The sequence below is a fragment of the Klebsiella sp. BIGb0138 genome (assembly GCF_004342285.1).
Taxonomy (GTDB): domain Bacteria; phylum Pseudomonadota; class Gammaproteobacteria; order Enterobacterales; family Enterobacteriaceae; genus Klebsiella.
The window spans coordinates 301,105-326,968 of the sequence record NZ_SMCV01000004.1 but is presented as its reverse complement, the minus strand read 5'-3'; the positions used below and the strand labels follow the sequence as shown (position 1 = coordinate 326,968).

Genomic DNA, 25,864 nt, shown 5'->3' with positions numbered 1-25,864 from the left:
CGTGTTTACTCAGGCGTACCGGCGTAGATATCGAACCGGTGGCCCTTGGTGACGACGGCGTTCGGCGTGGCGACGTCCGCCAGCGGCGGTGCATAATCCGGGCGCTTCACCACCACGCGTTTACTGGCCAGCCGTCGCGCCGGCTCCAGCAGCCCGTCGGCATCGAGATCCGCTCCGACCAACGACTGAAACACGCGCATCTCTTTCTTCACCAGCGCGCTTTTCTGCTTGTGCGGGAACATCGGGTCAAGATAGACCACCTGCGGACGCGGCGTGATGTCCGTCAGCGCCGTCAGGCTGGAAGCATGGATCAGCTGCAAACGCTCGCGTAACCATGGGCCGATTTCCGGGTCGGCATAGCCGCGGGCCAGGCCATCATCGAGCAGCGCCGCCACCGCCGGATTCCGCTCCAGCATGCGCACGCGGCAGCCCACCGAGGCCAGCACAAACGCATCGCGCCCCAGTCCTGCCGTCGCATCCACCACATCCGGCAGGTAGTCGCCTTTCACGCCCACCGCTTTCGCCACCGCTTCACCGCGGCCGCCGCCAAACTTACGTCGATGGGCCATCGCTCCGCCGACAAAATCGACAAAGATCCCGCCGAGTTTCGGCTCATCGCGCTTACGCAGCTCCAGATGTTCGCGGGTCATGACCAGCGCCATCAGGTTGTCCTCGTCCGGCGTCAGATTCCAGCGGGCGGCAAGAACAGATAAGGCGCCGTCTCCGGCGCCCGTTTCATCAATTAAGCAGATCTTCACTTCCGCTTTACCCTAAATAATTCACGTTGCATCAAGACAACAAGGGAACAAATCCCTGGGAACGGACAAGCGTACGTGCCCAGGGCGAGTGAGAACAGTTGCCGAAGAGGCAGCTTGAAGTATGACGGGTAAATCAGCCTTTAATCCCGTAGTGATCCAGCATCGCGTCGAGCTGCGGCTCGCGCCCGCGGAAGCGTTTGAACAGCACCATCGGCTCTTCAGAACCGCCGCGGCTCAGAATGTTATCGAGGAACGACTGTCCGGTTTCGCGGTTGAAGATGCCTTCCTCTTCGAAGCGCGAGAAGGCGTCCGCGGCCAGTACGTCGGCCCACAGGTAGCTGTAGTAACCCGCCGCGTACCCTCCGGCGAAGATATGGCTGAAGGCATGCGGGAACCGGCCCCACGACGGCCCCGGCACCACGGCGACCTGCTTTTTGATCTCCGCCAGGGTTTCGAGGATTTTGGCCCCCTGCTCCGGCCGGTATTCGGCGTGCAGACGGAAGTCGAACAGGCCAAACTCCAGCTGGCGCAGAATAAACAGCGCGGCCTGGTAGTTTTTCGCCGCCAGCATTTTGTCCAGCAGCGCCTGCGGCAGCGGTTCGCCGGTTTCGTAATGGCCGGAGATAAACGCCAGCGCTTCCGGCTCCCAGCACCAGTTTTCCATAAACTGGCTCGGCAGCTCGACCGCATCCCACGGTACCCCGCTGATGCCGGAGACCCCGGCGGTGTCGATCCGGGTCAGCATATGGTGCAGGCCGTGACCAAACTCGTGGAACAGGGTAATGACTTCATCATGGGTAAACAGCGCCGGTTTACCATTAACCGGACGGTTGAAGTTGCAGGTCAGGTAGGCGACCGGCTTTTGCAGCGACCCGTCGAGTTTGCGCATCTGGCCGACGCAATCGTCCATCCACGCCCCGCCGCGCTTGTGTTCGCGGGCATACAGGTCAAGATAGAAGCTGCCGCGCAGTTCGTTGTTCTCGTCATACAGTTCGAAGAAACGCACCTCCGGATGCCAGACGTCAACATCGGTGCGCTCTTTGGCGGTAATACCGTAAATGCGCTTAACGACTTCGAACAGGCCGTTAACGGCTTTGTTTTCCGGGAAGTAAGGGCGCAGCTGCTCATCGCTGATGCTGTAGAGATGCTGCTTCTGTTTTTCACTGTAGTAAGCGATATCCCACGGCTGCAGTTCATCAACGCCAAACTCCGCTTTCGCGAAGGCGCGCAGCTGGGCCAGCTCTTTCTCCCCCTGCGGGCGGGCGCGTTTGGCCAGGTCGGTCAGGAAGTCGAGCACCTGCTGCGGGTTTTCCGCCATTTTGGTCGCCAGGGATTTGCAGGCATAGCTTTCAAAGCCCAACAGCTGCGCCAGCTCGTGGCGCAGAGCGAGAATTTCTGCCATCACCGGGCTGTTGTCCCATTTGCCGGCATTCGGCCCCTGGTCCGACGCGCGGGTGGAGTAGGCGCGATACAGCTCTTCGCGCAGCGCCTGGTTGTCGCAGTAGGTCATCACCGGCAGGTAGCTCGGGATATCGAGGGTCAGCAGATAGCCTTCCTGCTCTTTGGCCTGCGCCTGAGCCTGGGCCGCCGCCAACGCGCTCTCCGGCATACCGGACAGCTCGGCTTCGTCGGCGATCAGCTTGCTCCAGCCCATGGTGGCATCCAGGACGTTGTTGCTGTACTGGTTGCCGAGTTCGGACAGCCGCGCAGCGATCTCGCCGTAGCGTTTTTGCTGCTCTTTCGCCAGACCGATACCGGACAGCTCAAAATCGCGCAGCGCGTTGTCCACCGCTTTTTTCTGCGCGGTGTTCAGGGTGGCGTAATGGTCGCCGTCGCGCAGATCGCGATACGCTTTGTACAGACCTTCGTGCTGACCCACCCAGGTGCTGTATTCCGACAGCAGCGGCAGGGTTTGTTCATAGGCTTCCCGCAGCTCGGGGCTGTTTTTGACCGAGTTCAGGTGGCTTACCGGGGAGAAGATACGCCCCAGCACATCGTCCGTTTCGGCCAGCGGCTGACACAGCGTCTCCCAGCTATACGGCGCGCCTTGCGCGACCACGCTTTCTACCGCAGCCCGGCAGTCGGCCAGCGCTTTGGTGACCGCAGGGACGACATGTTCCGGCTTGATCGCAGAGAAAGGCGGCAGTGAAAAAGGCGTCAATAATGGATTGGTCATATGCGCAGTCCTGTTGAAAAGGGTGAATGAAGCGCGCTCCGGCGCTTTAGCATGAGATCTAGAATGGGGGATCGTTGCGGGAATTTCAATGTCACGCCGTGCGTCGCGCCGGGTATTACTGCAATCAGCGTTTGCCGGGGTTGGCCGGATAAGACGTGGGCGCCGCTATCCGGGGGCTCCCGGCGGCAGGGCGGCGCCCCATATTGCGCATTGCAGGGGGGATAGCGATGCCTTCCTGCAATGCGAATACTTCAGGCTCCCGCTTCAATTAGCGCGTTTTCTGCGCCATCTGCCAGGCGGCAGGCAGGTTCACGCGCTGCCAGAACTGCTGGTCGGCGTTTTCTCCCGCCAGCGGATAGCCTGCCGGAAGCGCGGTTTTCACCATCAGCGCCCGACGCTGCGCGGCGGACAGATGCGGCAGCGCGGTTTCCAGCAGCACTTCCGCGCCTTCCGGCACCTTCAGGCCCGGCTTCGCACCCTTCTGCTGCGGCAGGTCGTAGGTCATGGTGAACTGATAAAATGCGTGCATCGCCGGGTCGCGATACGGATCGTCTTTCCCGGCGGGCTTCGCACACTCGGCCAACGAGGCGCCACACTCTTTTTCCAGCGCCGCGCGCAGCTGATCGCGGGCCTCATTGAATAAGGCGCGATACTTCGCATCATTGAGATAATGCGCCACGTTACGCTGAGCCACCATCCGCGACCCCATCACGTCCAGGGGATAGTGGACGCCGAGCACGATACGGGAATACCCATAGCGCGCCCCGCGCGTGACCAGCGCATCGAAGCGTTCGGGGATCATTTCGGCCATCAGCAGCGCATCGGTATACCCGGTATTGGTGTGCCCGCTGGGGAAGGAGCCTTCGTCGGCGGTATAGGGCTGGTTATCCTTTACCACCACGTCGTCCGGCACCAGATGGATGGTGTTGCCCTGAATCAAAAACGGGCGCGGGTTGTTGAAGTGTTTTTTCGCCGCCCCGGTGCTGACTTCGCTGGCCTTGATCAACGCTGCCGCTTTGCTCAATTCGCCTTTATCGTAGGCGGTGAGGAAAGCTTTCCCCAACCGCGGCCCCAGCGCATCGCTGAGGAAATAGAGATAGTTAATCCCTTCCGCGTCCGCCAGCGCCTGATGACGGGTCGCCTGCGTCGCATCGCGGTTAATGGCGGTGACCGTGGCGAGGTTATCCTTCACGACCGAATCCGGGAGCGTGCTGAAGGCGGAAAGCAGCGCAATCCCCGCCTGCTGGTTGGCTTTCGCCTGGAAGTCATAGCCGCTGGCCTTTAGCCAGGCCTTATCCGCCTGGGTTTTAGTCTGTTTCGCGTGTTCCAGCTGAGCGCGAGTCAGCGTCGCGGCATCGCCCTGCAGCGCATGGCGCAGCTGGCTCAGCGCCTGGCTTTCGAGGGCGCTAAACGCCGGGCCTTCCGCCGCCGGGGTGACGCTGCCGGCGATCGCCGCCGCCTGATTCAACGAAACGTCTTTCGCCAGAACCGGTAGCGCGAGGAGTAACGCCGACGTCAGAAGTGTGATTTGCAGTTTCATTATTTTTCCTTTTATTCAAACAATTACCTTGCCTTCACGCGACGCTAGCGCTGATGTTTGACATTTTTATGACGCAGTCATGTTTTGCAACGCTTTTGTCGGTATTGAAACAGCGCGGCGCTACAGCGGTAATCTGCGCGGATCTGCGGTAAACTATCGATCATCTTGTTTAATTCCCGGAATCTCCGCATCCATGCTCAGTTATCGCCATAGCTTTCACGCAGGCAACCACGCCGACGTCCTTAAACACACCGTTCAGAGTCTGATCATCGAATCGCTGAAAGAGAAAGAGAAGCCGTTTCTCTATCTGGACACTCACGCCGGCGCAGGCCGCTATCAGCTGAGTAGCGAGCACGCCGAGCGGACCGGCGAATATCTGGAAGGTATCGCCCGCGTCTGGCAACAGGACGATCTGCCGGCCGAGCTGGAGCCGTATATTTCCGTCGTTCAGCATTTCAACCGTAGCGGCCAGCTGCGCTATTATCCGGGATCTCCGCTGATCGCCCGCCAGCTGCTGCGCGAGCAGGACAGCCTGCACATGACCGAGCTGCACCCGAGCGATTTCCCGCTGCTGCGTGCTGAATTCCAGAAAGACGAACGCGCCCGGGTGGCAAAAGCCGATGGTTACCTGCAGCTGAAAGCCAAACTGCCGCCGGTTTCCCGTCGCGGCCTGATTCTTATCGACCCGCCATACGAAATTAAAAGTGATTATCAGGCGGTGGTGGCCGGGATTCACGAGGGCTACAAACGCTTTGCCACCGGCACCTATGCGCTGTGGTACCCGGTGGTCCTGCGTGCGCAGATTAAGCGTATGATCAAAGAGTTAGAAGCGACCGGCATTCGCAGAATTATGCAGATTGAACTGGCCGTGCGTCCGGATAGCGACCAGCGCGGTATGACGGCCTCCGGGATGATCGTCATCAACCCGCCGTGGAAGCTGGAGCAGCAGATGAACAATGTCCTGCCGTGGCTGCATAAAAAGCTGTCGCCGACGGGCATCGGCCATGCCACGGTCAGCTGGATCGTGCCTGAGTAATCGCAATCATCGGTGGAACCTTTTAAACCTCGCGCTACAATCGCGGCAATCAACAATGAAGAGCCTATCCCGGTAGGCGCTAAGGATATACGCTATGAGCAAACATTATGACTACATCGCTATCGGCGGCGGCAGCGGCGGTATCGCCTCCATCAACCGCGCGGCAATGTATGGCCAGAAGTGCGCGCTGATTGAAGCCAAAGATCTGGGCGGCACCTGCGTAAACGTCGGCTGCGTACCGAAGAAAGTTATGTGGCATGCGGCGCAGATTCGCGAAGCGATTCATCTGTATGGCCCGGATTATGGCTTCGATACCACTATCAACCACTTCGACTGGGACAAACTGGTTGCCAGCCGCAGCGCGTATATCGACCGGATTCACACCTCTTACGACAACGTGTTGGGTAAAAACAAAGTTGACGTCATCAAAGGCTTCGCCCGTTTTGTGGATGCCAGAACCATTGAAGTCAACGGCGAGACCATCACCGCCGATCATATCCTGATCGCCACCGGCGGCCGCCCGAGCCACCCGACGATTCCCGGCGTTGAGTACGGCATCGACTCCGACGGCTTCTTCGCGCTGCCGGCCCTGCCGCAGCGCGTTGCGGTAGTGGGCGCAGGCTATATCGCCGTTGAGCTGGCGGGTGTGATTAACGGCCTCGGCGCCGAAACGCATCTGTTCGTGCGTAAACACGCGCCGCTGCGCAGCTTCGATCCGCTAATTGTTGAAACGCTGGTTGAAGTGATGAATGCCGAAGGGCCGCAGCTGCACACGCATGCGGTGCCGAAAGCGGTGGTTAAAAATGCCGACGGCAGCCTGACGCTGGAGCTGGAAGACGGCCGCAACCAGACCGTGGATTGCCTGATTTGGGCGATTGGTCGTGAGCCGGAGACTGATAATTTCAACCTCGCCGCTACCGGGGTGAAAACCAACGATAAAGGCTATATCGTCGTCGATAAGTGGCAGAATACTAACGTTCCGGGGATCTACGCCGTGGGCGATAATACCGGAGCGGTCGAGCTGACGCCGGTGGCGGTCGCCGCGGGTCGTCGCCTGTCCGAACGCCTGTTCAACAACAAGCCGGATGAGCATCTGGATTACAGCAATATCCCGACCGTGGTCTTCAGCCACCCGCCAATCGGCACCGTTGGCTTAACCGAGCCGCAGGCGCACGAGCAGTATGGCGATGACGCCGTGAAGGTTTATCAATCCTCCTTCACCGCCATGTATACCGCCGTGACCTCGCACCGCCAGCCGTGTCGCATGAAGCTGGTCTGCGTGGGCCCGGAAGAGAAGATTGTCGGTATCCACGGCATTGGTTTCGGTATGGATGAAATGCTGCAGGGCTTCGCGGTGGCGCTGAAAATGGGCGCCACCAAGAAAGACTTCGACAACACCGTGGCGATTCACCCGACCGCCGCGGAAGAGTTCGTGACCATGCGTTAGGGCGAAAGCCGAGCCATTTCATTTCTACCGCTAAAAACGCACCAGGCCAGACAGGATAACTATCTGGCCTTTTCTCTGCGCGTCAGGCTGGATGCCGCATATCCACAAAACAAACCGGTGCTATACCCCAATCAGATAAAGATAAATAGAGAGGGTAAATAGCGAGATAATGGTCGAAATGAGGATACACTGCGACGTGGTGCCCGCTTCGCGCCGATAAAACTCCGCCAGCATAAAGGGTCCCGTACCGGTCGGTAATGCCGCCATCAGTACCGACGTATGGATCAGCAGTGGCGATAAAGCAAACAGATAAGTCGCTGCCCACCACGTGATTAGTGGCTGAACGAGGAGTTTGAGTATCACCAGCATGGCCACGGTCGCATTCTGGTTTTGCGCTTTGCGCGTCGGCTGGCCGGCCAGAAACAGTCCTAATGCGATTAAGGCGCAAGGCGACGCCGCCCCGCCCAGCAGTTTGAGGAAGACGTTTATCGAGCCCGGTACGCTGACGCCAGATAGCGGAATAATCATGGCGATGGCCGGAGAAAACAGCAGCGGGTTGCAGATAAGCGATTTGGCCACCCTGGCAAAAATGATCCGCCTCCTGACTTCGCCCTGCAACCCCGTTTCAATCAGAACGATACCCACGCCAAAGACAACGCAGACCGTCAGAATGGTGGCAATCAGCGTCGGCGCCAGTGACTCATGTCCTAAAAATACCAGCGCCAGCGGAAAACCGATAAAACCGGTATTGGCATAGCCCGCGTTAAGGGCATCGATTGCCGCGTCAGCCAAATGGCGGGTGCGCCTGATCTGGATGAATATGGTGAAGAAAAAGACACATATCATCCCAAGCGAAAATGCCATGATGAACCTGGGCTGGGCGAGATCGCCCCATTTCGCATTGGCGATAATATCGAACAACAACGCAGGCAACGCCAGATAGACGACGAAACGATTGAGTTCAGCAAGCGCATTCTCCCCCAGGATTTTTAACTTACGGGCAAGCCAGCCGACGAGTATCAGGGCAAATATGGGCAGTACAACGTTGAGAGTTGAGAACATATGACAGTTTCAATGGTGAAAGAAACATACTTTAACTACCGCAATTGATATAATCTAATGTCTTTTAGTAGGCTTACTCATACCATAAAGGTATCGCTAGCATGTCGGATCTACGCCAGTTACGCTACTTTGTTACGCTTGCTGAAACGCTGAATTACGGAAGAGCCGCCGCACAGCTAAACATCACGCAACCACCGCTCAGCCGCCAGATCGCCGCGCTGGAAAAGCGGCTCGGCGTGAGGCTATTTGCCCGCCACCATTACGGGGTATCGCTGACCGAGGCCGGGAAAAGCTTTCATGATGATGCGCAGGCGGTCATTGAGGCCTATCAGCAGGCCTGCCGTAACGCTCGCCTTACCGCTATAGGGGAAAAAGGGACGCTCTCGATCGGTTTTATGATGCATGCAGCGTATTCGACCATTCCTGAACTGACGCGCCAGATGCTCACCGCCTACCCTGACGTAAAACTCCTGCTGCATGAAGCAACGCCGGGAGTGCTGGTTAAAGCCGTACTGGACGGCGCGTATGATGCCGGTCTGGTCTTCCAGACCGGTAAAATAAACAGCCTTAATAACATTATCTTACACCAGGAAAAGCTCTGTCTGGCGGTTAATCAGCAGCATCCGCTGGCGCAAAGGGAGCGGATTATTGCCGAGGATCTACGGAATGAACCCTTGATTGTGACACCGCATGCCGCCGCACCGGTGCTCAGAGAGATGATTGATATTTTTCTTCTTAAACAGGGAGTTGAGCCTTATTACCGTCTGGAAACCCAGCTGCAGCAGACGATTATCAGCTTTGTAGCGGAAGGGCTGGGTAGCGCGCTGGTGCCGGAATCGGTGAAAAAGCTGAATTATGCAGGCGTCATGTACCGGCCTGTTGAAGAAAGCCCGGTGATAGAACAGGCGCTGATCTGGCGGAAAGATAATAAAAATCCGGTCCTCACTTCATTTACGCAAACCGCCGCACGTATTTTTAACGACGACTCCCCGTCAGGCGCCAGGGATCTCATCGTAGCGTAGTCAGGCAATCTGGACTACCGTTCCCGCCGTGACGGGAGCGCCTCGCAGCACCGGGACTGCCATACGGGTACCGGCTGAAAAATCCAACCGTGGAAGTAGCGCCCGCAACCAAACGCGGTTTTTACGCGGCGCTACCCTTCGCGGGTATGGAAGCCGCTTTTTATCTACATGTGAAAAACGTTATGATTCCGCTGTGGTCGCAGTTTCCTGAAGTACGGGAAGTGCGCGTCCTGACGCAAGAAAGTGCTGACATCGGGGATCCCGCTTATCCACTGGTCATGGTGATGCGTTTTGATAGCCATGAGGATATTGAGCAAGCCCTCTTGTCTGCGGTACGGGCGGAAAGCAAACGCGAGTCAGCCGTGCTGATAGCCATGTTTGAGGGAACGATCTTTCATACCGTCTTTAATCATCTTTATCCCGCTTAGTCTGAACGACCGTCTGACACGCTGCCAGACGGTCTGCTCTGATTGGTCTCGCTACACCAGTCCCGTCGCGTAATAAACGCCAATAATGAAAAACGCTCCGAGAATCTTAAACAGCGTAATTCCGAGTATCGGTTTATAGGCCTGACGGTGAGTTAACCCCGTCACCGCAAGCAGCGTGATGATCGCCCCGTTGTGCGGCAACGTATCCATTCCTCCCGCCGCCATCGACGCGACGCGGTGCATCACCTCCAGCGGGATCCCCGCCGCATGGGCCGCCTCAATAAAGCGATCGGCCATCGCCGCCAGCGCAATACTCATGCCGCCCGAGGACGAGCCGGTGATCCCGGAGAGAATATTGATGGTGATCGCCTGATTAATGAGCGGATTAGGGATAGCTTTCAGCGCATCGGCCACCTGGACAAACCCCGGCAGCGCAGCGATGACGCCACCAAAACCGTACTCCGATGCGGTATTCAACGACGCGAGCATCGCGCCGCCGACCGCCACCTTACTGCCATCCGCCAGCTTGCCTTTCAGGCTGCGCCAGGCAAACAAAAAGATGGTGACAATACCGCACAACAGCGCCGCCATGACCGCCCAGATGGCGACCATCTTTTTGACATCGCTTTCCAGCGGCGCTTTCAGCCCCGGCAGGTCAATCAGGAAATGGCCGCCGTAGGTCAGAGGAATAAGCCAGGTAAAAATCAGGTTGGCGATACCGACCACGATCAGCGGCAGCAGCGCGATAAACGGATGCGGCAAATTGAGGTCCGCCGGGGTTTCCGGCTCATTCACTAAATTTGTGCCGTAGCCCTCCCCGTTACGCTGCGCTTTACGCCGCATCACGTCGAGATAGAGCCAGCCGCCGATCGCCACGAAGGCCGATCCGAGGATCCCCAGCCACGGCGCGGCCCAGGAGGTGGTGCCATAAAAAGTGGTCGGGATGATGTTCTGGATCTGCGGCGAACCCGGCAGGGCATCCATGGTGAAGGTAAACGCCCCCAGCGCAATAGTGGCCGGCATCAGGCGTTTAGGGATCTGGCTCTGACGGAACATTTCAGCGGCAAACGGATAGACCGCGAAGACCACCACAAACAGCGAAACGCCGCCATAGGTCAGCAGAGCGCACACCAGGATAATCACCGGCATCGCCTTGTTCTGGCCCATTAAGCGGGTCACGGCGCTGACAATCGAGCGGGAGAAGCCGGAAAACTCAATCAGCTTGCCGAAGACCGCCCCGAGCAAAAACACCGGGAAATAGAGCTTCACAAACCCAACCAGCTTATCCATGAAGATATCGCTGAAAACAGGCGCAACCGCCGCCGGTTGAGTTAACAAAACGGCGCCAAGTGCGGCCAGGGGGGCAAAGAGGATCACGCTGTAGCCACGATAGGCGGCTAACATCAATAATCCTAACGCCAGTAAGGCAATCAATACGTCCATAGGGCTATCCATCAGCGTGGCCGCCACTTTTCTCCGAGTTATATGGCGGCCGATGTTATCCAGAGGGGCTTATCCTGCCCTCCGCTTCAGTGCTGAATGCTCACTCAGGGATACCGGCGTAAGGTACGTCTTTATGGCCATAGCGACGCACGCGAACGTTGGCCTGCTCGCCGTGTCCGGAGAACCCTTCCAGCGCGCACAGGCGCGAGCAGTACTCGCCAATCTGCGCGGAAGCGCTATCGGTCAGTACCTTTTGATAAGTGCAGGTTTTGATGAATTTGCCGACCCACAGCCCCCCGGTATAGCGGGCCGCTTTGCGCGTAGGCAGCGTATGGTTAGTCCCGATAACCTTATCGCCATAGGCCACGTTGGTACGCGGGCCGAGGAACAGCGCGCCGAAGTTCTGCATACTGGAGAGGAACCAGTCGGGATCTGCCGTCATTACCTGCACATGTTCGAAGGCCAGCTCATTGGCGATCTTCAGCATCTCTTCCTTGTCCTGAGCGACGATGACCTCACCAAATTTATCCCACGATTGACGAGCGATTTCCGCCGTCGGCAGCACCGCCAGCAGACGCTCAATCTCCGCCAGGGTTTCGCGCGCCAGCTTCTCGGAAGTGGTCAGCAGAATAGCCGGTGAATCCAGACCATGCTCGGCCTGGCCCAGCAGGTCGGTGGCGCAAATTTCGCCATCCACGCTCTCATCGGCAATCACCAGGGTTTCGGTTGGCCCGGCAAACAGGTCGATACCGACGCGGCCGAACAGCTGTCGCTTCGCTTCGGCAACAAACGCATTTCCCGGCCCTACCAGCATATCGACCGGAGCAATGCTCTCGGTGCCGACCGCCATCGCCGCCACCGCCTGAATACCGCCCAGACAGTAGATTTCATCCGCGCCCGCCATATGCTGCGCCACCACAATGGCCGGAGCCGGTTTACCGTTAAACGGCGGCGCGCAGGTGACGATGCGCGGCACGCCGGCCACTTTGGCCGTAATGATCGACATATGCGCCGAGGCCAGCAGCGGGTATTTGCCGCCCGGGACGTAGCAGCCCGCCGCGCTTACCGGAATATTTTTATGGCCCAGAATGACGCCCGGTAAGGTCTCAACCTCAATATCTTTCATGCTGTCGCGCTGATGCTGAGCAAAGTTGCGCACCTGCTCCTGGGCAAAACGGATGTCCGCAATATCGCGCGCGGAGAGCTGGGCATAACAGTCGTCAATCTCCTGCTGGCTCAGACGGAAGTCCTCTCTGTCGAGTTTGTCGAACTTAATCGACAGCTCGCGTACCGCGGCGTCTCCGCGCGCTTCAATGTCCGCCAGAATTTTTTCCACCGCTTCACGAACGGAACGATCGTGCGTTTTTACCGCTTCAGATTCAGCACCGCGTTTGATCCAGGTCGCCATGATTTGCCTCACTATGATGTTAATAAAATGCTAATGCATTCGAATTCACTTGTATCCTGGCGTGAATGAGATGTGATGAAAAGGATCAATGCATTCGAATGCAACGCAGATCGCAAAATGAGTGACAGCGGGGCAGATTCACGCATAATGACGAGGCATTCGTTAGCGGGAGACAAAGGAATGGCAGGTGCAATCAAACGAGCGGTGACAAGTTATGACGTGGCGAAAGCGGCGGGTGTCTCGCAATCTGCAGTTTCCAGAGCCTTTACCGACGGGGCGAAAATATCGCCCGCCACCCGGGAGAAAGTGCGCAAAGTCGCCGCAGAGCTCGGCTATCGGCCGAGTTTTATCGCGCAATCGCTGATCACCCGCCGTTCCAATCTGATAGGCATTGTGGTGCCAGGACTGGTCAATCCGTTCTATTCGGCCGTCCTCGATGAGCTTTCGCATAAGCTTAATCTGATGGGATATCGGGTCCTGCTGTTTTCCATGTATCGCGATGACGATACCACGCCGATCATGGAGGAGATCCTGCGCCATCGCGTCGAAGCGCTGGTGCTGGTTTCCAGCAGCCTCTCTTCCCATTTCGCCCTGGAGTGCCAGCACCTCGGGCTCCCGGTTTTGCTGCTCAATCGTAAAAATGGCAGCCAGTCCGTCTCCAGCGTCACCAGCGACAACCTCGCCGGCGGCGCGGCGATTGCCGATTTCCTGCTGGATGCCGGCCACCGGCAGCTGGCGTTTATTGCCGGGAGAGATACCTCATCCACCAGCCGCGACCGGGAAACCGGCTTTCGCCGCCGGCTGGAAGCGCGCGGGGCCAGGCCCCCGTTGCGCGATAGCGGGATGTGGTCGATTGAAGAAGCGATGCACGCCACCCGCAGGCTGATGGCCCTGTCAGACCCGCCGGATGCGCTGTTTTGCGCCAATGACATGATGGCTATCGCGGCATTAAACGTTGTGGTGGGCGAAATGGGTATGCGGGCCGGCCGCGATATTTCCGTCGTCGGCTTTGACGATATCGCGATGGCCAGCTGGCCGCTGATCGATCTCACCACCTGGGTACAGCCGCTGTCGGAGATGGTGGAAGCCGCGATCGCGGTATTAAAGACCCAGCTGGATAGCGCGGAGGCGGCCCCCGTGCAGCACGTGCTGAAAGGCAAGCTCATTATCAGGGGCAGTACCCGGCCGCGGCGTTAACGCCGGGAGTCCACCGTCACGCCGTACCGTTATTGCCATGGCGCATAAATGCCGGACGTTGATTGAGCGCCATATACCAGTGCTCAACCGCCGGCAGCTCCGGGTGGGCAAAAGGGGTCATTTTCCAGCGGTGAACCGACAGGCCGAGCACAATATCCGCCAGCGTAAACTGATTACCCGTCATCCACGCGCCGGTGCGTTGCAGCTGTGATTCAATGATGTGAACACAGCGGGTCCACGTGGCGATGCTTTCTTTCATCGCCGCCGGATCCTGAAAACGCGGGTCTTTACGCACCAGGCCCATAAACGCATAGCGCCAGGCGGTGTTAAACTCCGTGGCCTGCCAGTCCATCCAGCGTTCCACATCAGCTGCGCCCTGCGGCGTGAGCGGCAGCAGATCCTCGCGCCCGGCTTTGCGCGCCAGATAGCGGCAGATGCTGTTCGACTCCCACAGAACAAAATCCTCATCCAGCAGCACCGGCACCAGACTGTTAGGGTTAAAGGCGCGGAACTCCGGCGTGTCGATGGGCTGGAAGCCGCTGCCGTAATCCTCCTGCTGGTAGGCCAGACCGACCTCGTCGCAGGTCCATAACACTTTACGGACGTTAATTGATGAGCGTTTGCCCAGTATTTTTAGCATCGTGAATTCCTTAAGCGATAAGACGTTTCTTCCACCCTACTCCATCCGGCGACAAAGAGGCAGCTTGCCGGATAATGTGTATAGTTGATTTCAGTCTTTTTTGCCGACACAGGAACCCGCCATGCTAACTCCGTTTAACGTTTTAACGCCGGGCAATATCCGTTTTGGCCGCGGCCTTGCCCGTAGCGCTGCCCCCTGGCTGGCGCAGCATACCGCCCAGGTGCTTCTGGTTCACGGGGCCAGCGCGCAGCGGGCCGGTTTTTTACTCGCCGAGCTGCGCGCCCATCATCTTGACGTGATTACGCTATCCGTTGCCCATGAGCCCTGCCTGGAAGATATCGAACAGGGGGTACGTCTGGCGCGGGAAAATGGCATCGGGGCGGTGGTCAGCCTCGGCGGCGGCGCGGTTATCGACGCCGGAAAAGCGATTGCCGCGCTGGTGCCGGCCTCGGGCCCGGTGATTGAGTATCTGGAAGTGGTGGGCAACGGGCGGGTATTAGAGGGGCATCCGCTGCCGTTTGTGGCAATCCCCACCACCTCAGGCACCGGCGCAGAGGTAACGAAAAACGCGGTGATTAACGTCCCTCAGCAGCAGCGCAAAGTGAGCCTGCGCGACGACCGGATGCTGCCGGACCTGGCGATCGTCGACCCGGCGTTGACCGATAACGCCCCGCGAGCGGTGACCCTGGGATCCGGTCTGGATGCCATCACTCAGCTGATTGAGCCCTGGCTATGTACCCGCGCCAATCCCTTTACCGATGCGCTGTGCCGGGCGGCGATCCCGCGCGGCATCAAAGCGCTCAGCACGCTGATGGAGAAAGAGTGTCCGGACAGCCGCGATGAGATGGCCTGGGTTAGCCTGTGCGGCGGCCTGGCGCTGGCCAACGCCGGTCTCGGGGTGATTCATGGTCTGGCCGGCCCGCTGGGTGGCCTGAGCCATGCCTCTCACGGCGCGCTCTGCGGCAGCCTGCTGCCCTTCGGCCTGGCGCTCAATGAGTCGCAGATTAGCGACCGGGCCGTTCGTGGACGTTTTGCTGAGGTTCGCCAGTGGCTGGCCGCCGGTCTGAATGTCGATGCGGATACCGCCTGGGAGAGCCTGCGGGACTGGAGCCGTCGCGCCGGGCTGGGCAATCTGCGCGAACTGGGCGTACCGCATGAGGCGCTGGAGCCTGCGGCGCTGGCCGCCAGCAGCTCATCATCGATGAAGGCCAATCCGGCGCGCCTCGATAGCGAGCAGCTGCTGGAGATGCTGGAAGCGGCGTGGGAGTAACGCCCGGGCCTTATTCAGCATAATTAGATTTTGTTGCAAAACGATTGCTCCGAATTTGCGCTCTCGCTTCGGGGCAATTAAATTTAATTTAGCAAACAAAATCAATGGATTAATTATAACCTCACTTCAACGCACCGTGAAGAAGCGTGAGCTAACGCACACTTTTACTCCCGCATACCGAAGCGAATGACTAAGCTTAATAGTCAGGCCGGGAGAGGCCCGGCACCCTGAACTGACGCGATCCGGAGGTCCGTATCCCTATGTCCAGCCAGACATTACGCAACGACAATGGCGATGAGTTAAAGATCGAGGTCGATCTGTGCTACGAAGCCGATCCGTATGAGTTAAAACTGGATGAAATGTTCGACGCCGAACCGGAGCCGGAGATTATCGAAGGCTTTCCGGCCTCCGACGCCCTTACCCCTGCCGATCGTTACCTGGAACTGTTTACCCACGTGCAGCGCTCGCGCATCTTCCTCGACAGCAAAACCTTCCCCGACTGCGCGCCAAAACAGGACCCGCTGGATATTTTAATCCGCTACCGTCGGCTGAAGCATACCCCCGGGTTCGATCTGCGCCAGTTTGTCGAAGAGCACTTCTGGCTGCCGGACCACCGCACCGGCGAGTACGTTTCCGATCCCCAGCGATCGCTGAAAGAGCATATCGATCATCTCTGGCCGATCCTCACCCGCGAGCCGCAGGATCATATTCCCTGGTCGTCGCTGCTGGCGCTGCCGCAGTCATATATCGTTCCCGGCGGCCGCTTTAGCGAGACCTACTACTGGGATTCGTATTTCACCATGCTGGGGTTGGCGGAGAGCGGCCGCGAAGACCTGCTGAAATGTATGGCGGATAACTTCGCCTGGATGATTGAAACCTACGGTCATATCCCCAACGGCAACCGTACCTACTACCTCAGCCGCTCGCAGCCGCCGGTTTTTGCCCTGATGGTTGAGCTGTTTGAGGAGGATGGCGTGCGCGGCGCGCGGCGCTATCTCGACCATCTGAAACTGGAGTATCAGTTCTGGATGGATGGCGCCGAATCGCTGATCCCGAATCAGGCCTATCGCCACGTGGTGCGCATGCCGGACGGTTCGCTGCTTAACCGCTACTGGGACGACCGCGATACGCCGCGGGATGAATCCTGGCGCGAAGATGTGGAAACAGCGCGCCACTCCGGCCGCCCGGCGAACGAAGTGTATCGCGACCTGCGCGCCGGCGCCGCCTCCGGCTGGGACTACTCCAGCCGCTGGCTGCGCGATATCACCCGGCTGGCAAGCATCCGCACCACCCAGTTTATCCCCATCGATTTGAACGCGTTTCTGTTCAAACTGGAGAATACCATCGCCAATATTTCCGCGCTGAAAGGCGACCGGGAAGCCGAAGCCGCGTTTCGCCAGAAGGCCAACGACCGGCGGGCAGCGGTGAACCGCTATCTGTGGGATGAAGAGAGCGGCTGTTTTCGGGATTACGACTGGCGACGCGAACAGCTGGCGCTGTTTTCCGCGGCCAGCATCGTGGCGCTGTACGTTGGCATGGCCACGCACGAACAGGCCGAGCGGCTCGCCGACGTTGTGCGCGCTCGTCTGCTGACCCCAGGCGGCATCATGGCGACCGAATACGACAGCGGAGAACAGTGGGATAAGCCCAACGGCTGGGCGCCGCTGCAGTGGATGGCGGTACAGGGGTTTAAAATGTACGGCCAGGATCCGCTCGGCGACGAGATTGCGCACAGCTGGCTGCAGACGGTGAATCATTTCTACAAGCAGCACCATAAGCTGATTGAGAAATACCATATCGCCAGCAGCGTCCCGCACGAGGGCGGCGGCGGCGAATATCCGCTGCAGGACGGCTTCGGCTGGACCAACGGCGTGGTTCGTCGGCTGATCGGGCTGTATGGCGAGCCCTTATAACCAGGTGCTGTTGGTGAAAGTCATCTCCTGCTATGGTCAGTCATATCCTCGTCCCTCGCAGGAATCGTTCTGATGCCCGAATTGCTTACGCCACGGCTGCGCTGTTCACCGCTGCAGCTGGACGACTGGTCCTTTTTTCTCGCGCTGCAGCGGGACCCGCAGGTGATGCTCTATATTGCCGATGCGCGCCCGCAGCGCGAAATTCGCGAGGCCTTTGATTCGCGCCTGCCGCCGTGGTCGCCAGGAACGAAACAGTGGCTGTGTCTGGTCGTTCGCGACCTGCAAAGCCACCAGCCGCTTGGCCTGACCGGTTACCGACACCATGAAGACGATTGTGCGGAAGTCGGATTTTTGTTTACCCCCGAGGCGCAAGGTCACGGCTATGGTTATGAATCCCTGCGTGCGCTGTGCGACTTTGCTTTTAGCGCGGGAGGCGTGCGGCGCCTGACGGCCACCGTCACCGCCGGCAATCTGGCGTCGAAGAAGCTGTTACAGAAGACCGGGTTTCTGCAGGAGGGGGAGCTACGCGAATGTTACTGGCTGAACGGCCGCTGGCATAACGACTGGCTGTTTGGCTTGCTGCGTCGCGATTACCGCCATTCCACTCCCTAAGCAGCTTGCGGACCGGCGCCAGAGTGTGGCCAGGACCCTGGTGCTGGCGGACGGACGTTACGCCTCTCCTCCCGGAGAGGCCCTCAACGATTACAGGAACATCCCGCCGGAGACTTCAACGCGCTGGGCGTTCATCCATGCCAGCTCATCGCTCAACAGCGCCGCGATCGCATCGCCGATGTCGTCCGGCAGTCCTACCCGGCCCAGCGCCGTTTGCGCGGCAATATGCTGGTTGACCTGGGCATTATCCCGCACCACGCCGCCACCAAAGTCGGTCTCAATCGCCCCCGGCGCAATGATATTGACGGAAATCCCTCGTTCCCCCAGCTCTTTTGCCTGGTAGCGGGTCAGTACCTCCATCGCCCCCTTCATCGCGGCATAGGCGGAATAGCCCGGCAGCGCGAAACGCGCCAGTCCGCTTGAGACGTTGAGGATCCGGCCCTTATCCGCCAGCAGCGGTAAAAGACGCTGGGTCAGGAAGAACGGGCCCTTCAGATGGATGTTCATCAGCTCGTCAAACTGCGCTTCGCTGGTCTGGGCAAAAGGGGCGTTCAAACCGATACCGGCATTGTTCAATAAATAATCAAAGGTATCGCGCTGCCAGCGCTGTTGCAGGAGGCTGGCAACATCCTGAGCAAAGGCGTCGAAACTTGCAGCATCACCGACGTTCAGCGCTAATGCCGCCGCTTTCACCCCTTTTTTCTCGATTTCGTTGACCACTTCCAGGGCTGCCTGCCGGTTGCTATGGTAAGTGAGAATAATATCAATACCCTTCGCCGCCAGCTTCAGCGCGGCGTTTTTCCCCAGTCCACGGCTGCCGCCGGTCACTAAAGCAATACGTTGTGTCATCAGAAAACCCCTTCTCGGTTACATTTGCCTGTCTGAAGAGCTTATTAGCTGCAAGTTAATCAATAAATAGGCTAAATTACGTTTTACTGTTTCAATTGAAACAACAATAGGGTTTCAGCATGGATAAAATTCACGCAATGCAGCTGTTCATTCGCGTAGCGGAACTGGAGAGTTTTTCCCGCGCCGCCGATACCCTGGGCCTGCCTAAAGGGAGCGTTTCGCGCCAGATTCAGGCGCTGGAGAGCCACCTTGGCGCACGCCTGCTGCACCGCACCACGCGCCGGGTCCAGCTCACCCAGGACGGGATGGTCTATTACGAACGCGCCAAAGATCTGCTGAGCAATCTCGATGAGCTGGACGGAATGTTTCAGCACGATCCCTCCAGTATCAGCGGCCGTTTACGCGTAGATATGCCGGTCGAGCTGGCCAAAAAATGGATTATTCCGCGCCTGCCGGCTTTTTTGCAGCAGTATCCGGGCATTGAACTGGAGCTGAGCAGCAGCGATCGGCTGGTTGACGTGATTCGCGAAGGCTTTGACTGTGTCGTGCGCATCGGCGCGCTGAAAGATTCTGGTCTGATCGCCCGGCCATTGGGCAAACTGACGCAGGTTAACTGCGCCAGCCCGCAGTATCTGGCGCGATTCGGCTACCCAACCGCTCTCGACGATCTGGCCGATCACGCCCTGATCCACTATGCGAGCACTCTCGGCGTTCGCCCGCTGGGCTTTGAGGTGATGAGTGAGGGGGTCGTTCGCTGGGTGAAAACCGGCGGTACGCTCACCGTTAACAGTACCGAAACCTACCAGGCCGCCTGTCTGGCGGGTCTCGGGATCATCCAGGTTCCCCGCATCGGCGTGCGCGAAGCGCTGCGTACCGGCGAGTTGATTGATATTCTGCCGCAGTACCGCGCAGAGCCGCTGCCGGTCTCGCTGATCTACCCGCATCGGCGCAATCTTTCACGGCGGGTGCACCTGTTCATGGAATGGCTGGGCGACGTGCTGAAAACGTATATCGATTAAGCGCCGCAACCCGTGACCAGACCGACCATCCGCTGGTGGGTTTGCCGCTTCGGCGGCCGATGAACGATTTTACGTATATAATTTTGAAGAATATCGCGGTAAAAAAAGGAAGAAATAACGAATGACATCGGAAAACGACACGCAACGCCCGACCCCGGATCCGGAGCAGCCGGCGGCAAAAAGCAAAAGCCCGCTGGCGGCCATTAACGATTCTGCGGTGGCGCAGAAGGCCAACCAGGCGTTGAAGACCGTGACCGGGACGGCGGAAAAAGTCCAGCGTAACCCGATTATCGCCCACCTGCTGCGCGCAGCCGAACGCTTCAACGACAGGCTGGGAAACCAGTTCGGCGCGGCCATCACCTATTTCTCGTTTCTGTCGATGATCCCCATCCTGATGGTCTCCTTTGCCGCCGCCGGTTTTGTCCTCGCCTGGCACCCGACGCTGCTGCAGGATATCTTTGATAAAATCCTGCTCAACGTCAGCGATCCGACGCTGGCGGCAACGCTGAAAAACACCATTAATACCGCCGTCCAGCAGCGCACCGCCGTCGGTCTGGTGGGGCTGCTGGTGGCGCTTTATTCCGGCATTAACTGGATGGGCAACCTGCGGGAGGCGATTCGCGCCCAGTCGCGGGACGTATGGGAACGTACGCCGCAGGATCAGGAAAAAATTTGGGTGAAATACTTCCGCGATTTTATCTCGTTGATCGGCCTGCTGGTGGCGCTGGTGGTGACCTTGTCGATCACCTCGGTCGCCGGTTCCGCGCAGCAGCTGATCATCTCCGCGCTGTATCTCGATAATATTGAGTGGCTGAAACCGGCCTGGCGCCTGATCGGCCTGGCTATCTCAATATTCGCCAACTATCTGCTGTTCTTCTGGATCTTCTGGCGCCTGCCGCGCCACCGCCCGCGGCGCAAGGCGCTGATTCGCGGCACCCTGATTGCGGCCATCGGCTTTGAGATCATCAAAATTATCATGACCTGGACGCTGCCTGCGTTAGTGAAATCGCCTTCCGGCGCCGCCTTTGGCTCGGTATTGGGGCTGATGGCTTTCTTCTATTTCTTCGCCCGTCTGACGCTGTTCTGCGCGGCGTGGATTGCCACCGCCGAATACAAAGATGACCGCCGCATGCCGGGTAAAACCCACGATTGATACCTTCACGGGCTGAATAAAGACGCAACATTCGGCCCCTTTCATCATTTCAGCAGATAAATCCAACACGTAACTTTTATTTAACTCAAAACTGGATTTATCTGCTATTTTTATATTTATGTGAAGCATTTAATGGAAGTTATTTTTACGGAGCGAAAATTATCCGCTTTTTGGCCATTTTTTCGCCGCCATCCTCCCCTGTAACAGATTGAAATGTCCCTTTTGCTGTGGCTATATGACCCTTCGTTCGCTAAAAATAAGAAAGATCTATGCAAGCCACAGCCACCACACTCGACAACGCGCAGGAAACCCCGGTTAATTCGCGCAATAAAGTCGTCGTCGCCTCACTCATCGGCACCGCCATTGAGTTCTTCGACTTCTACATCTACGCCACCGCCGCGGTGATCGTGTTTCCGCACATTTTCTTCCCGCAGGGCGACCCTGCCGCCGCGACGCTCCAGTCGCTGGCCACGTTCGCCATTGCCTTCGTCGCACGTCCGATAGGCTCTGCGCTATTCGGCCACTTCGGCGATCGCGTCGGGCGCAAAGTCACCCTGGTCGCCTCGCTGCTGACCATGGGCATCTCCACGGTGGTGATCGGCCTGCTGCCAGGTTATGAAAGCATTGGCATTCTGGCGCCGATGCTGCTGGCGCTGGCGCGTTTTGGTCAGGGTCTGGGCCTCGGCGGTGAATGGGGCGGCGCGGCGCTGCTGGCGACCGAGAACGCGCCGCCGCGCAAGCGCGCGCTGTACGGTTCTTTCCCGCAGCTCGGCGCGCCTATCGGCTTCTTCTTTGCCAACGGCACGTTTCTGCTACTCTCCTGGCTGCTGACCGACCAGCAGTTTATGGAATGGGGCTGGCGAGTACCGTTTATCTTCTCCGCCGTGCTGGTGATTATCGGGCTGTATGTGCGCGTGTCGCTGCACGAGACGCCGGTGTTCGCCAAAATCGCCGCCGCGAAGAAACAGGTCAAAATCCCGCTGGGGACCCTGCTGACGAAGCATGTGCGCGTGACCGTGCTCGGTACCTTCATCATGCTGGCCACCTACACCCTGTTTTATATAATGACCGTCTACTCCATGACGTTCAGCACCGGCGCCGCGCCAATCGGCCTGGGCCTGCCGCGGAACGAAGTGCTGTGGATGCTGATGATGGCGGTCATTGGTTTTGGCGTGATGGTGCCGGTCGCGGGCCTGCTGGCCGATGCCTTTGGGCGGCGTAAGAGCATGATCGTGATTACCACGATGATTATCCTCTTCGCGCTGTTCGCCTTTAAACCGCTGCTGGGCTCCGGCCAGCCGGTTCTGGTCTTCGCCTTCCTGCTGCTGGGTCTGAGCCTGATGGGGCTAACTTTCGGGCCTATGGGCGCGCTGCTGCCGGAGCTGTTTCCGACGGAAGTCCGCTACACCGGCGCATCGTTCTCTTATAACGTCTCGTCGATTCTCGGCGCCTCCGTCGCACCGTATATTGCCGCCTGGCTACAGGGCAACTACGGCCTGACGGCGGTCGGCATCTATCTGGCGGCGATGGCCGGCCTGACGCTGATCGCTCTGCTGCTGACCCACGAAACGCGCCATCAGTCGCTGTAATCCCCTGCTGCCCGGCGCGCCGCGCCGGGCAGCTTTCTTTCTCCGCCCACCTATTTTTTCATCTGTGACAAAATCGTCCGACACTGATTCGCATCGCCTTCTGCCGGCGACACCAGCGCCAGCAGCGCCGCCGCCGGGGTGACCAAAGTCGCCAGTGCCGCCGCGACCGCCCCGCGAGCAATCAGCGGACCGGCCTTCACGCCGGCTTCTGGCGATTTAAAGGTCCCACGGACATACAGCGGGGAGCGCAGCGTAATAATACGCAATCCCTTGCTCTCCGGGTCGATGGTCAGATCAAGCTGCTCCGAAGCAAAGCTGGCGGTTCCGGTCACGTTAATCAGCGCATTTTCGGTATCAAAGGCGAAAATCTGTGGCCGCGCCACGCCGTTAACCACATTGAGGTTTGCCGCTGCGCAGTTCACCCGCACCTCATCGTCGCCAAAAATCTGCCCGATAACATAGTTCCCCACGTTCAGGCCGAGGATTTCCATCAGGTTGCGGCTAATCAGGCCATCGTTCATCAGCAGCTTCAGATTGCCGTTGCTGTTACCCAACAGCGCCGCCACCGAATTGCCGGTACCGCGCAACTGCACGTCGCCATTCATCTCTCCGAGGGTCTTCTGCATCATCTCCACCTTCGGCATCAGGGCCTTCAGCTTCAGCCGCCGCGCCTGCAGGTTGGCTTCCCCCTGCATCGGTTTCTTATTGCCCTGGAGATGGAGCGTGCCGGCGATAGTACCGTTCGCCAGGCCAAAGCGCAGCGGCTGCAGGCGCAGGTCACCCCGTTCAAGGATCACATGGGTAGAAAGGTCGCTAATCGGCAACGTGCCGCCATGTTCAATCCGCCCACCCTTAAAGCGCACATCGGCATCCATCAGCTGCCATTTATCGGTAGCGAAACGATCGTAGGGCAACACCTTCCCCACGGGCTGCGGCGACGACTCGCCTTTACGCCGCTCGCTGCTGCTGGCTTTGCCCCCCGGGTTAACGCCAATCAATGGCCCTAAGTCCACCAGCCGCAGCTGGCGTGAGGTCACATCGCCTGCCAGCTTCGGTCGTGGTTTGCCGGTGGTATAGGTCAGAGAGCCATGAATGTCGCTATTGCCAATACGGCCATTAAAATCGCGATAGGCGAAGCGCGAGCCCTTGTTGTCATTAAACGTGGCGCGCAGGTGGCCATCGGTCGAGAAGGCCGGCGTATCGGGCAGCACCACGCCGGTCAGATCGTAAAGGTCCCCTAGCGAATCCCCGGAGAACTTCAGCCGGAGATCGACGCCGCCGAGATTAAGCGGATCGCTGACCGTACCGGTGAAGGCGACCCGGGTATTGCCGGAGCGGAAATCCCCCTGCAGCGGGAACGGCGTTCCCTCGCTGCGCAGGGCCAGCATGCCGCCGATTTTACCGTCCCCGGAGAGAGGTTCTCCGCGCCAGGTTCCCTTCGCCTGCAGGCCGAAAACGTAGTCGCTGGCTTTTGGCGAAGCGCTGCTGCCGCTTTCGCCGGTCACTTCGCTAAAGGGCAGCGGCTTGCCGAGCGGATCGACCGCGATCGTAATATCCGCGCGCGTCACCTTGTCATCAATGGCGATCCGCCCGCGATCGAACAGAATATTATCCAGCCGGAAGGACCAGCTGGAAGGCGGATTCCCGCTGGCGGAAGCGCTGTCCGAGGCCAGATTAAAGGTCCAGTTATTATTTTTTTCTGACAGTCGAATCAGGCGGGCATCGGGTTGCTCCAGCTTAATCCACGGCAGATATACCGTTCTGCTGAGCAACGCCAGCGGCGCCAGGGTAGCTTCGACGCGCGGCAAGTGCACCATCGTGACCTGTGGGATCTCCGGCGGGTTACCGAGAATAATATCTTCGGCGTGGACGTGCGGCCACGGGATCCAGCTGCGCCAGCCGCGTTCGCCGGCCTGACGCTCCCAGACCACGCCCAGGTCGCCGCGAATCGCAAACGGCCGGTTCAGCTCCGCGGAGACCTTCTGATTAATCGTCGGCTTCAGGCGATTCCAGTCAAAGGTCGCCAGTACGATAAAAAACAGAACAATCAGTAAGATTATCGTCCCCGAGATAATGGCAATCGTTTTACGGGTTCTGGTCATCCCCTCTCCACTCCTTTGCGTCTCGTCAGTCCTGAATATAGTTGAAAAGCGCATCTTGCTCTGACAAATGCGTTTTTCGTCACATTACGCGCGTCAGGTCAAAAAAATAATGGAACGATGTTTTAATATGGTTGACCATAAAAACGGCGCAGCGCACACTAGCGCTAATTTCGATTCCATCTCAGGTCATGACTATGTCTAAAAAAATTGCCGTCATTGGCGAATGTATGATTGAGCTGTCAGAGAAAAACGCGGCGGTTAACCGCGGATTTGGCGGCGATACCTTAAACACTTCCGTCTATATTGCGCGTCAGACCGACGCCAACGCCCTCGCCGTCCATTACGTCACGGCGTTAGGCACGGATGCATTCAGCCAGCAGATGCTGGACGCCTGGCAGCATGAAAATGTGCAAACTGACCTGATTCAGCGGATGACGGATCGTTTACCGGGGCTGTACTACATCGAAACCGACGACAGCGGCGAGCGGACGTTTTACTACTGGCGCAACGAGGCCGCGGCCAAATTCTGGCTGGAGAGCGAGCAGTCCGCGGCGATCTGCGAAGAGCTGGCGACCTTTGATTATCTCTATCTCAGCGGGATCAGCCTCGCCATCCTCAGCCCGGCCAGTCGTGAAAAGCTGCTGACCCTGCTGCGCGAATGCCGTGCTAACGGCGGGAAGGTGATTTTTGACAATAACTACCGTCCGCGCCTGTGGGCCAGCCAGCAAGAGACTCGCGAAGTCTATCGGCAGATGCTGGCCTGCACCGATATCGCCTGCCTGACGCTGGATGACGAAGATGCGCTATGGGGGGAGAAACCGGTCGATGAAGTGATTGCCCGTACTCATGCCGCAGGCGTAGAAGAAGTGGTGGTAAAACGCGGCGCGGATTCATGTCTGGTGGCGATTGCCGGCCAGCCGCTGCTGGACGTCCCGGCGGTGACGCTGCCCAAAGAGCGCGTCGTGGATACCACCGCCGCGGGCGATTCGTTTAGCGCCGGCTATCTGGCCGTACGCCTGACCGGCGGTGACGCGGAATCTGCCGCCAGACGCGGCCACCTGACCGCCAGTACGGTCATTCAGTATCGTGGGGCGATTATCCCGCGTGACGCAATGCCGAAGTAGTCCTGGGATCGCGCGTCGTTCGCCAGCCTCCCCCGCTGGCGCTGCGCCTGGCGGGGCTACGACCGGTGCCGTATGT

21 protein-coding genes are annotated in these 25,864 nt (G+C 58.6%); 12 read left to right on the top strand and 9 right to left on the bottom strand.

Annotated features, from left to right (window positions below):
* Positions 1–5: 5 nt before the first annotated feature.
* From rsmJ to EDF73_RS12235, 3 genes are all read right to left on the bottom strand, one after another.
* Complete coding sequence (rsmJ, locus tag EDF73_RS12245) at positions 6–758, bottom strand: 16S rRNA (guanine(1516)-N(2))-methyltransferase RsmJ (protein WP_132729398.1); 753 nt, start codon at positions 756–758, stop codon at positions 6–8.
* Between the two features lie 133 nt (positions 759–891).
* Positions 892–2,934: an oligopeptidase A gene (prlC, locus tag EDF73_RS12240; protein WP_132729397.1), complete on the bottom strand. Its 2,043-nt coding sequence runs from the start codon at positions 2,932–2,934 to the stop codon at positions 892–894.
* Between the two features lie 268 nt (positions 2,935–3,202).
* A complete protein-coding gene (locus EDF73_RS12235) occupies positions 3,203–4,474 on the bottom strand; it encodes a phosphatase PAP2 family protein (protein ID WP_132729396.1) in 1,272 nt (423 codons plus the stop codon).
* A 193-nt stretch (positions 4,475–4,667) separates the two neighbouring features.
* On the opposite strand from EDF73_RS12235, the gene EDF73_RS12230 reads away from it, so the two are divergent.
* Positions 4,668–5,510, top strand: coding sequence for a 23S rRNA (adenine(2030)-N(6))-methyltransferase RlmJ (locus EDF73_RS12230; RefSeq protein ID WP_132729395.1), 843 nt, complete (start codon positions 4,668–4,670; stop codon positions 5,508–5,510).
* Positions 5,511–5,604: 94 nt separating this feature from the next.
* Positions 5,605–6,957: a glutathione-disulfide reductase gene (gene gorA / locus EDF73_RS12225; RefSeq protein ID WP_132729394.1), complete on the top strand. Its 1,353-nt coding sequence runs from the start codon at positions 5,605–5,607 to the stop codon at positions 6,955–6,957.
* Between the two features lie 120 nt (positions 6,958–7,077).
* Here gorA and EDF73_RS12220 read toward each other — a convergent pair whose 3' ends face one another.
* Positions 7,078–8,019, bottom strand: coding sequence for an AEC family transporter (locus EDF73_RS12220; RefSeq protein WP_132729393.1), 942 nt, complete (start codon positions 8,017–8,019; stop codon positions 7,078–7,080).
* 101 nt (positions 8,020–8,120) lie between these two features.
* On the opposite strand from EDF73_RS12220, the gene EDF73_RS12215 reads away from it, so the two are divergent.
* Positions 8,121–9,041: a LysR substrate-binding domain-containing protein gene (locus EDF73_RS12215; RefSeq protein WP_132729392.1), complete on the top strand. Its 921-nt coding sequence runs from the start codon at positions 8,121–8,123 to the stop codon at positions 9,039–9,041.
* An 89-nt stretch (positions 9,042–9,130) separates the two neighbouring features.
* Positions 9,131–9,469, top strand: coding sequence for a hypothetical protein (locus tag EDF73_RS12210; protein ID WP_207896646.1), 339 nt, complete (start codon positions 9,131–9,133; stop codon positions 9,467–9,469).
* Positions 9,470–9,520: 51 nt separating this feature from the next.
* Here EDF73_RS12210 and EDF73_RS27985 read toward each other — a convergent pair whose 3' ends face one another.
* Positions 9,521–10,912: a GntP family permease gene (locus EDF73_RS27985; protein WP_165905704.1), complete on the bottom strand. Its 1,392-nt coding sequence runs from the start codon at positions 10,910–10,912 to the stop codon at positions 9,521–9,523.
* A 100-nt stretch (positions 10,913–11,012) separates the two neighbouring features.
* The gene (hisD, locus tag EDF73_RS12200; RefSeq protein WP_132729390.1) at positions 11,013–12,320 is read right to left on the bottom strand and encodes a histidinol dehydrogenase; all 1,308 of its coding nucleotides are present in this window, start codon (positions 12,318–12,320) and stop codon (positions 11,013–11,015) included.
* 180 nt (positions 12,321–12,500) lie between these two features.
* Between hisD and EDF73_RS12195 the strand changes: the two genes are divergently transcribed.
* Positions 12,501–13,517, top strand: coding sequence for a LacI family DNA-binding transcriptional regulator (locus EDF73_RS12195; protein WP_132729389.1), 1,017 nt, complete (start codon positions 12,501–12,503; stop codon positions 13,515–13,517).
* A 16-nt stretch (positions 13,518–13,533) separates the two neighbouring features.
* Here EDF73_RS12195 and EDF73_RS12190 read toward each other — a convergent pair whose 3' ends face one another.
* Positions 13,534–14,157: a glutathione S-transferase gene (locus tag EDF73_RS12190; RefSeq protein ID WP_132729388.1), complete on the bottom strand. Its 624-nt coding sequence runs from the start codon at positions 14,155–14,157 to the stop codon at positions 13,534–13,536.
* A gap of 121 nt (positions 14,158–14,278) precedes the next feature.
* Here EDF73_RS12190 and EDF73_RS12185 point away from each other — a divergent pair, with 121 nt between their 5' ends.
* The 3 genes from EDF73_RS12185 to EDF73_RS12175 all read left to right on the top strand — a co-directional run bounded on the left by EDF73_RS12185 (position 14,279) and on the right by EDF73_RS12175 (position 17,952).
* Positions 14,279–15,427, top strand: a complete 1,149-nt coding sequence (locus EDF73_RS12185; protein WP_132729387.1) for an iron-containing alcohol dehydrogenase — start codon at positions 14,279–14,281, stop codon at positions 15,425–15,427.
* Between the two features lie 260 nt (positions 15,428–15,687).
* On the top strand, positions 15,688–17,340 hold the full coding sequence (locus EDF73_RS12180; protein WP_132729386.1) for an alpha,alpha-trehalase: 1,653 nt from the start codon (positions 15,688–15,690) through the stop codon (positions 17,338–17,340).
* Between the two features lie 72 nt (positions 17,341–17,412).
* The gene (locus EDF73_RS12175; RefSeq protein WP_132729385.1) at positions 17,413–17,952 is read left to right on the top strand and encodes a GNAT family protein; all 540 of its coding nucleotides are present in this window, start codon (positions 17,413–17,415) and stop codon (positions 17,950–17,952) included.
* 90 nt (positions 17,953–18,042) lie between these two features.
* Here EDF73_RS12175 and EDF73_RS12170 read toward each other — a convergent pair whose 3' ends face one another.
* Positions 18,043–18,801, bottom strand: coding sequence for an SDR family oxidoreductase (locus EDF73_RS12170; protein WP_132729384.1), 759 nt, complete (start codon positions 18,799–18,801; stop codon positions 18,043–18,045).
* A 119-nt stretch (positions 18,802–18,920) separates the two neighbouring features.
* Here EDF73_RS12170 and EDF73_RS12165 point away from each other — a divergent pair, with 119 nt between their 5' ends.
* From EDF73_RS12165 to EDF73_RS12155, 3 genes are all read left to right on the top strand, one after another.
* Positions 18,921–19,820: a LysR family transcriptional regulator gene (locus EDF73_RS12165; protein WP_132729383.1), complete on the top strand. Its 900-nt coding sequence runs from the start codon at positions 18,921–18,923 to the stop codon at positions 19,818–19,820.
* Between the two features lie 121 nt (positions 19,821–19,941).
* Entirely contained in the window at positions 19,942–20,973 is a 1,032-nt protein-coding gene (gene yhjD, locus EDF73_RS12160; protein ID WP_132729382.1) for an inner membrane protein YhjD, read from the top strand.
* 269 nt (positions 20,974–21,242) lie between these two features.
* Positions 21,243–22,562: an MFS transporter gene (locus tag EDF73_RS12155; RefSeq protein WP_132729381.1), complete on the top strand. Its 1,320-nt coding sequence runs from the start codon at positions 21,243–21,245 to the stop codon at positions 22,560–22,562.
* Between the two features lie 50 nt (positions 22,563–22,612).
* On the opposite strand, the gene EDF73_RS12150 is transcribed toward EDF73_RS12155, so the two are convergent.
* Positions 22,613–24,664: an AsmA family protein gene (locus EDF73_RS12150; protein WP_132729380.1), complete on the bottom strand. Its 2,052-nt coding sequence runs from the start codon at positions 24,662–24,664 to the stop codon at positions 22,613–22,615.
* A 194-nt stretch (positions 24,665–24,858) separates the two neighbouring features.
* Between EDF73_RS12150 and EDF73_RS12140 the strand changes: the two genes are divergently transcribed.
* Positions 24,859–25,788 carry a sugar kinase gene (locus tag EDF73_RS12140; RefSeq protein ID WP_132729379.1) on the top strand — a complete coding sequence of 310 codons (930 nt, stop codon included), beginning with the start codon at positions 24,859–24,861 and terminating at the stop codon, positions 25,786–25,788.
* Positions 25,789–25,864 lie beyond the last annotated feature (76 nt).

Excerpts from the sequence above, each read along its gene's own strand:
- EDF73_RS12150 (WP_132729380.1), bottom strand. The coding sequence starts at position 24,664 with ATGACCAGAACCCGTAAAACGATTGCCATTATCTCGGGGACGATAATC.
- EDF73_RS12185 (WP_132729387.1), top strand. The coding sequence starts at position 14,279 with ATGCTAACTCCGTTTAACGTTTTAACGCCGGGCAATATCCGTTTTGGC.
- gorA (WP_132729394.1), top strand. The coding sequence starts at position 5,605 with ATGAGCAAACATTATGACTACATCGCTATCGGCGGCGGCAGCGGCGGT.
- EDF73_RS27985 (WP_165905704.1), bottom strand. The coding sequence starts at position 10,912 with ATGGACGTATTGATTGCCTTACTGGCGTTAGGATTATTGATGTTAGCC.
- EDF73_RS12230 (WP_132729395.1), top strand. The coding sequence starts at position 4,668 with ATGCTCAGTTATCGCCATAGCTTTCACGCAGGCAACCACGCCGACGTC.
- EDF73_RS12140 (WP_132729379.1), top strand. The coding sequence starts at position 24,859 with ATGTCTAAAAAAATTGCCGTCATTGGCGAATGTATGATTGAGCTGTCA.
- EDF73_RS12165 (WP_132729383.1), top strand. The coding sequence starts at position 18,921 with ATGGATAAAATTCACGCAATGCAGCTGTTCATTCGCGTAGCGGAACTG.
- yhjD (WP_132729382.1), top strand. The coding sequence starts at position 19,942 with ATGACATCGGAAAACGACACGCAACGCCCGACCCCGGATCCGGAGCAG.
- EDF73_RS12155 (WP_132729381.1), top strand. The coding sequence starts at position 21,243 with ATGCAAGCCACAGCCACCACACTCGACAACGCGCAGGAAACCCCGGTT.
- EDF73_RS12215 (WP_132729392.1), top strand. The coding sequence starts at position 8,121 with ATGTCGGATCTACGCCAGTTACGCTACTTTGTTACGCTTGCTGAAACG.
- EDF73_RS12180 (WP_132729386.1), top strand. The coding sequence starts at position 15,688 with ATGTCCAGCCAGACATTACGCAACGACAATGGCGATGAGTTAAAGATC.
- EDF73_RS12235 (WP_132729396.1), bottom strand. The coding sequence starts at position 4,474 with ATGAAACTGCAAATCACACTTCTGACGTCGGCGTTACTCCTCGCGCTA.
- EDF73_RS12190 (WP_132729388.1), bottom strand. The coding sequence starts at position 14,157 with ATGCTAAAAATACTGGGCAAACGCTCATCAATTAACGTCCGTAAAGTG.
- EDF73_RS12175 (WP_132729385.1), top strand. The coding sequence starts at position 17,413 with ATGCCCGAATTGCTTACGCCACGGCTGCGCTGTTCACCGCTGCAGCTG.
- EDF73_RS12195 (WP_132729389.1), top strand. The coding sequence starts at position 12,501 with ATGGCAGGTGCAATCAAACGAGCGGTGACAAGTTATGACGTGGCGAAA.
- hisD (WP_132729390.1), bottom strand. The coding sequence starts at position 12,320 with ATGGCGACCTGGATCAAACGCGGTGCTGAATCTGAAGCGGTAAAAACG.
- EDF73_RS12220 (WP_132729393.1), bottom strand. The coding sequence starts at position 8,019 with ATGTTCTCAACTCTCAACGTTGTACTGCCCATATTTGCCCTGATACTC.
- EDF73_RS12170 (WP_132729384.1), bottom strand. The coding sequence starts at position 18,801 with ATGACACAACGTATTGCTTTAGTGACCGGCGGCAGCCGTGGACTGGGG.
- prlC (WP_132729397.1), bottom strand. The coding sequence starts at position 2,934 with ATGACCAATCCATTATTGACGCCTTTTTCACTGCCGCCTTTCTCTGCG.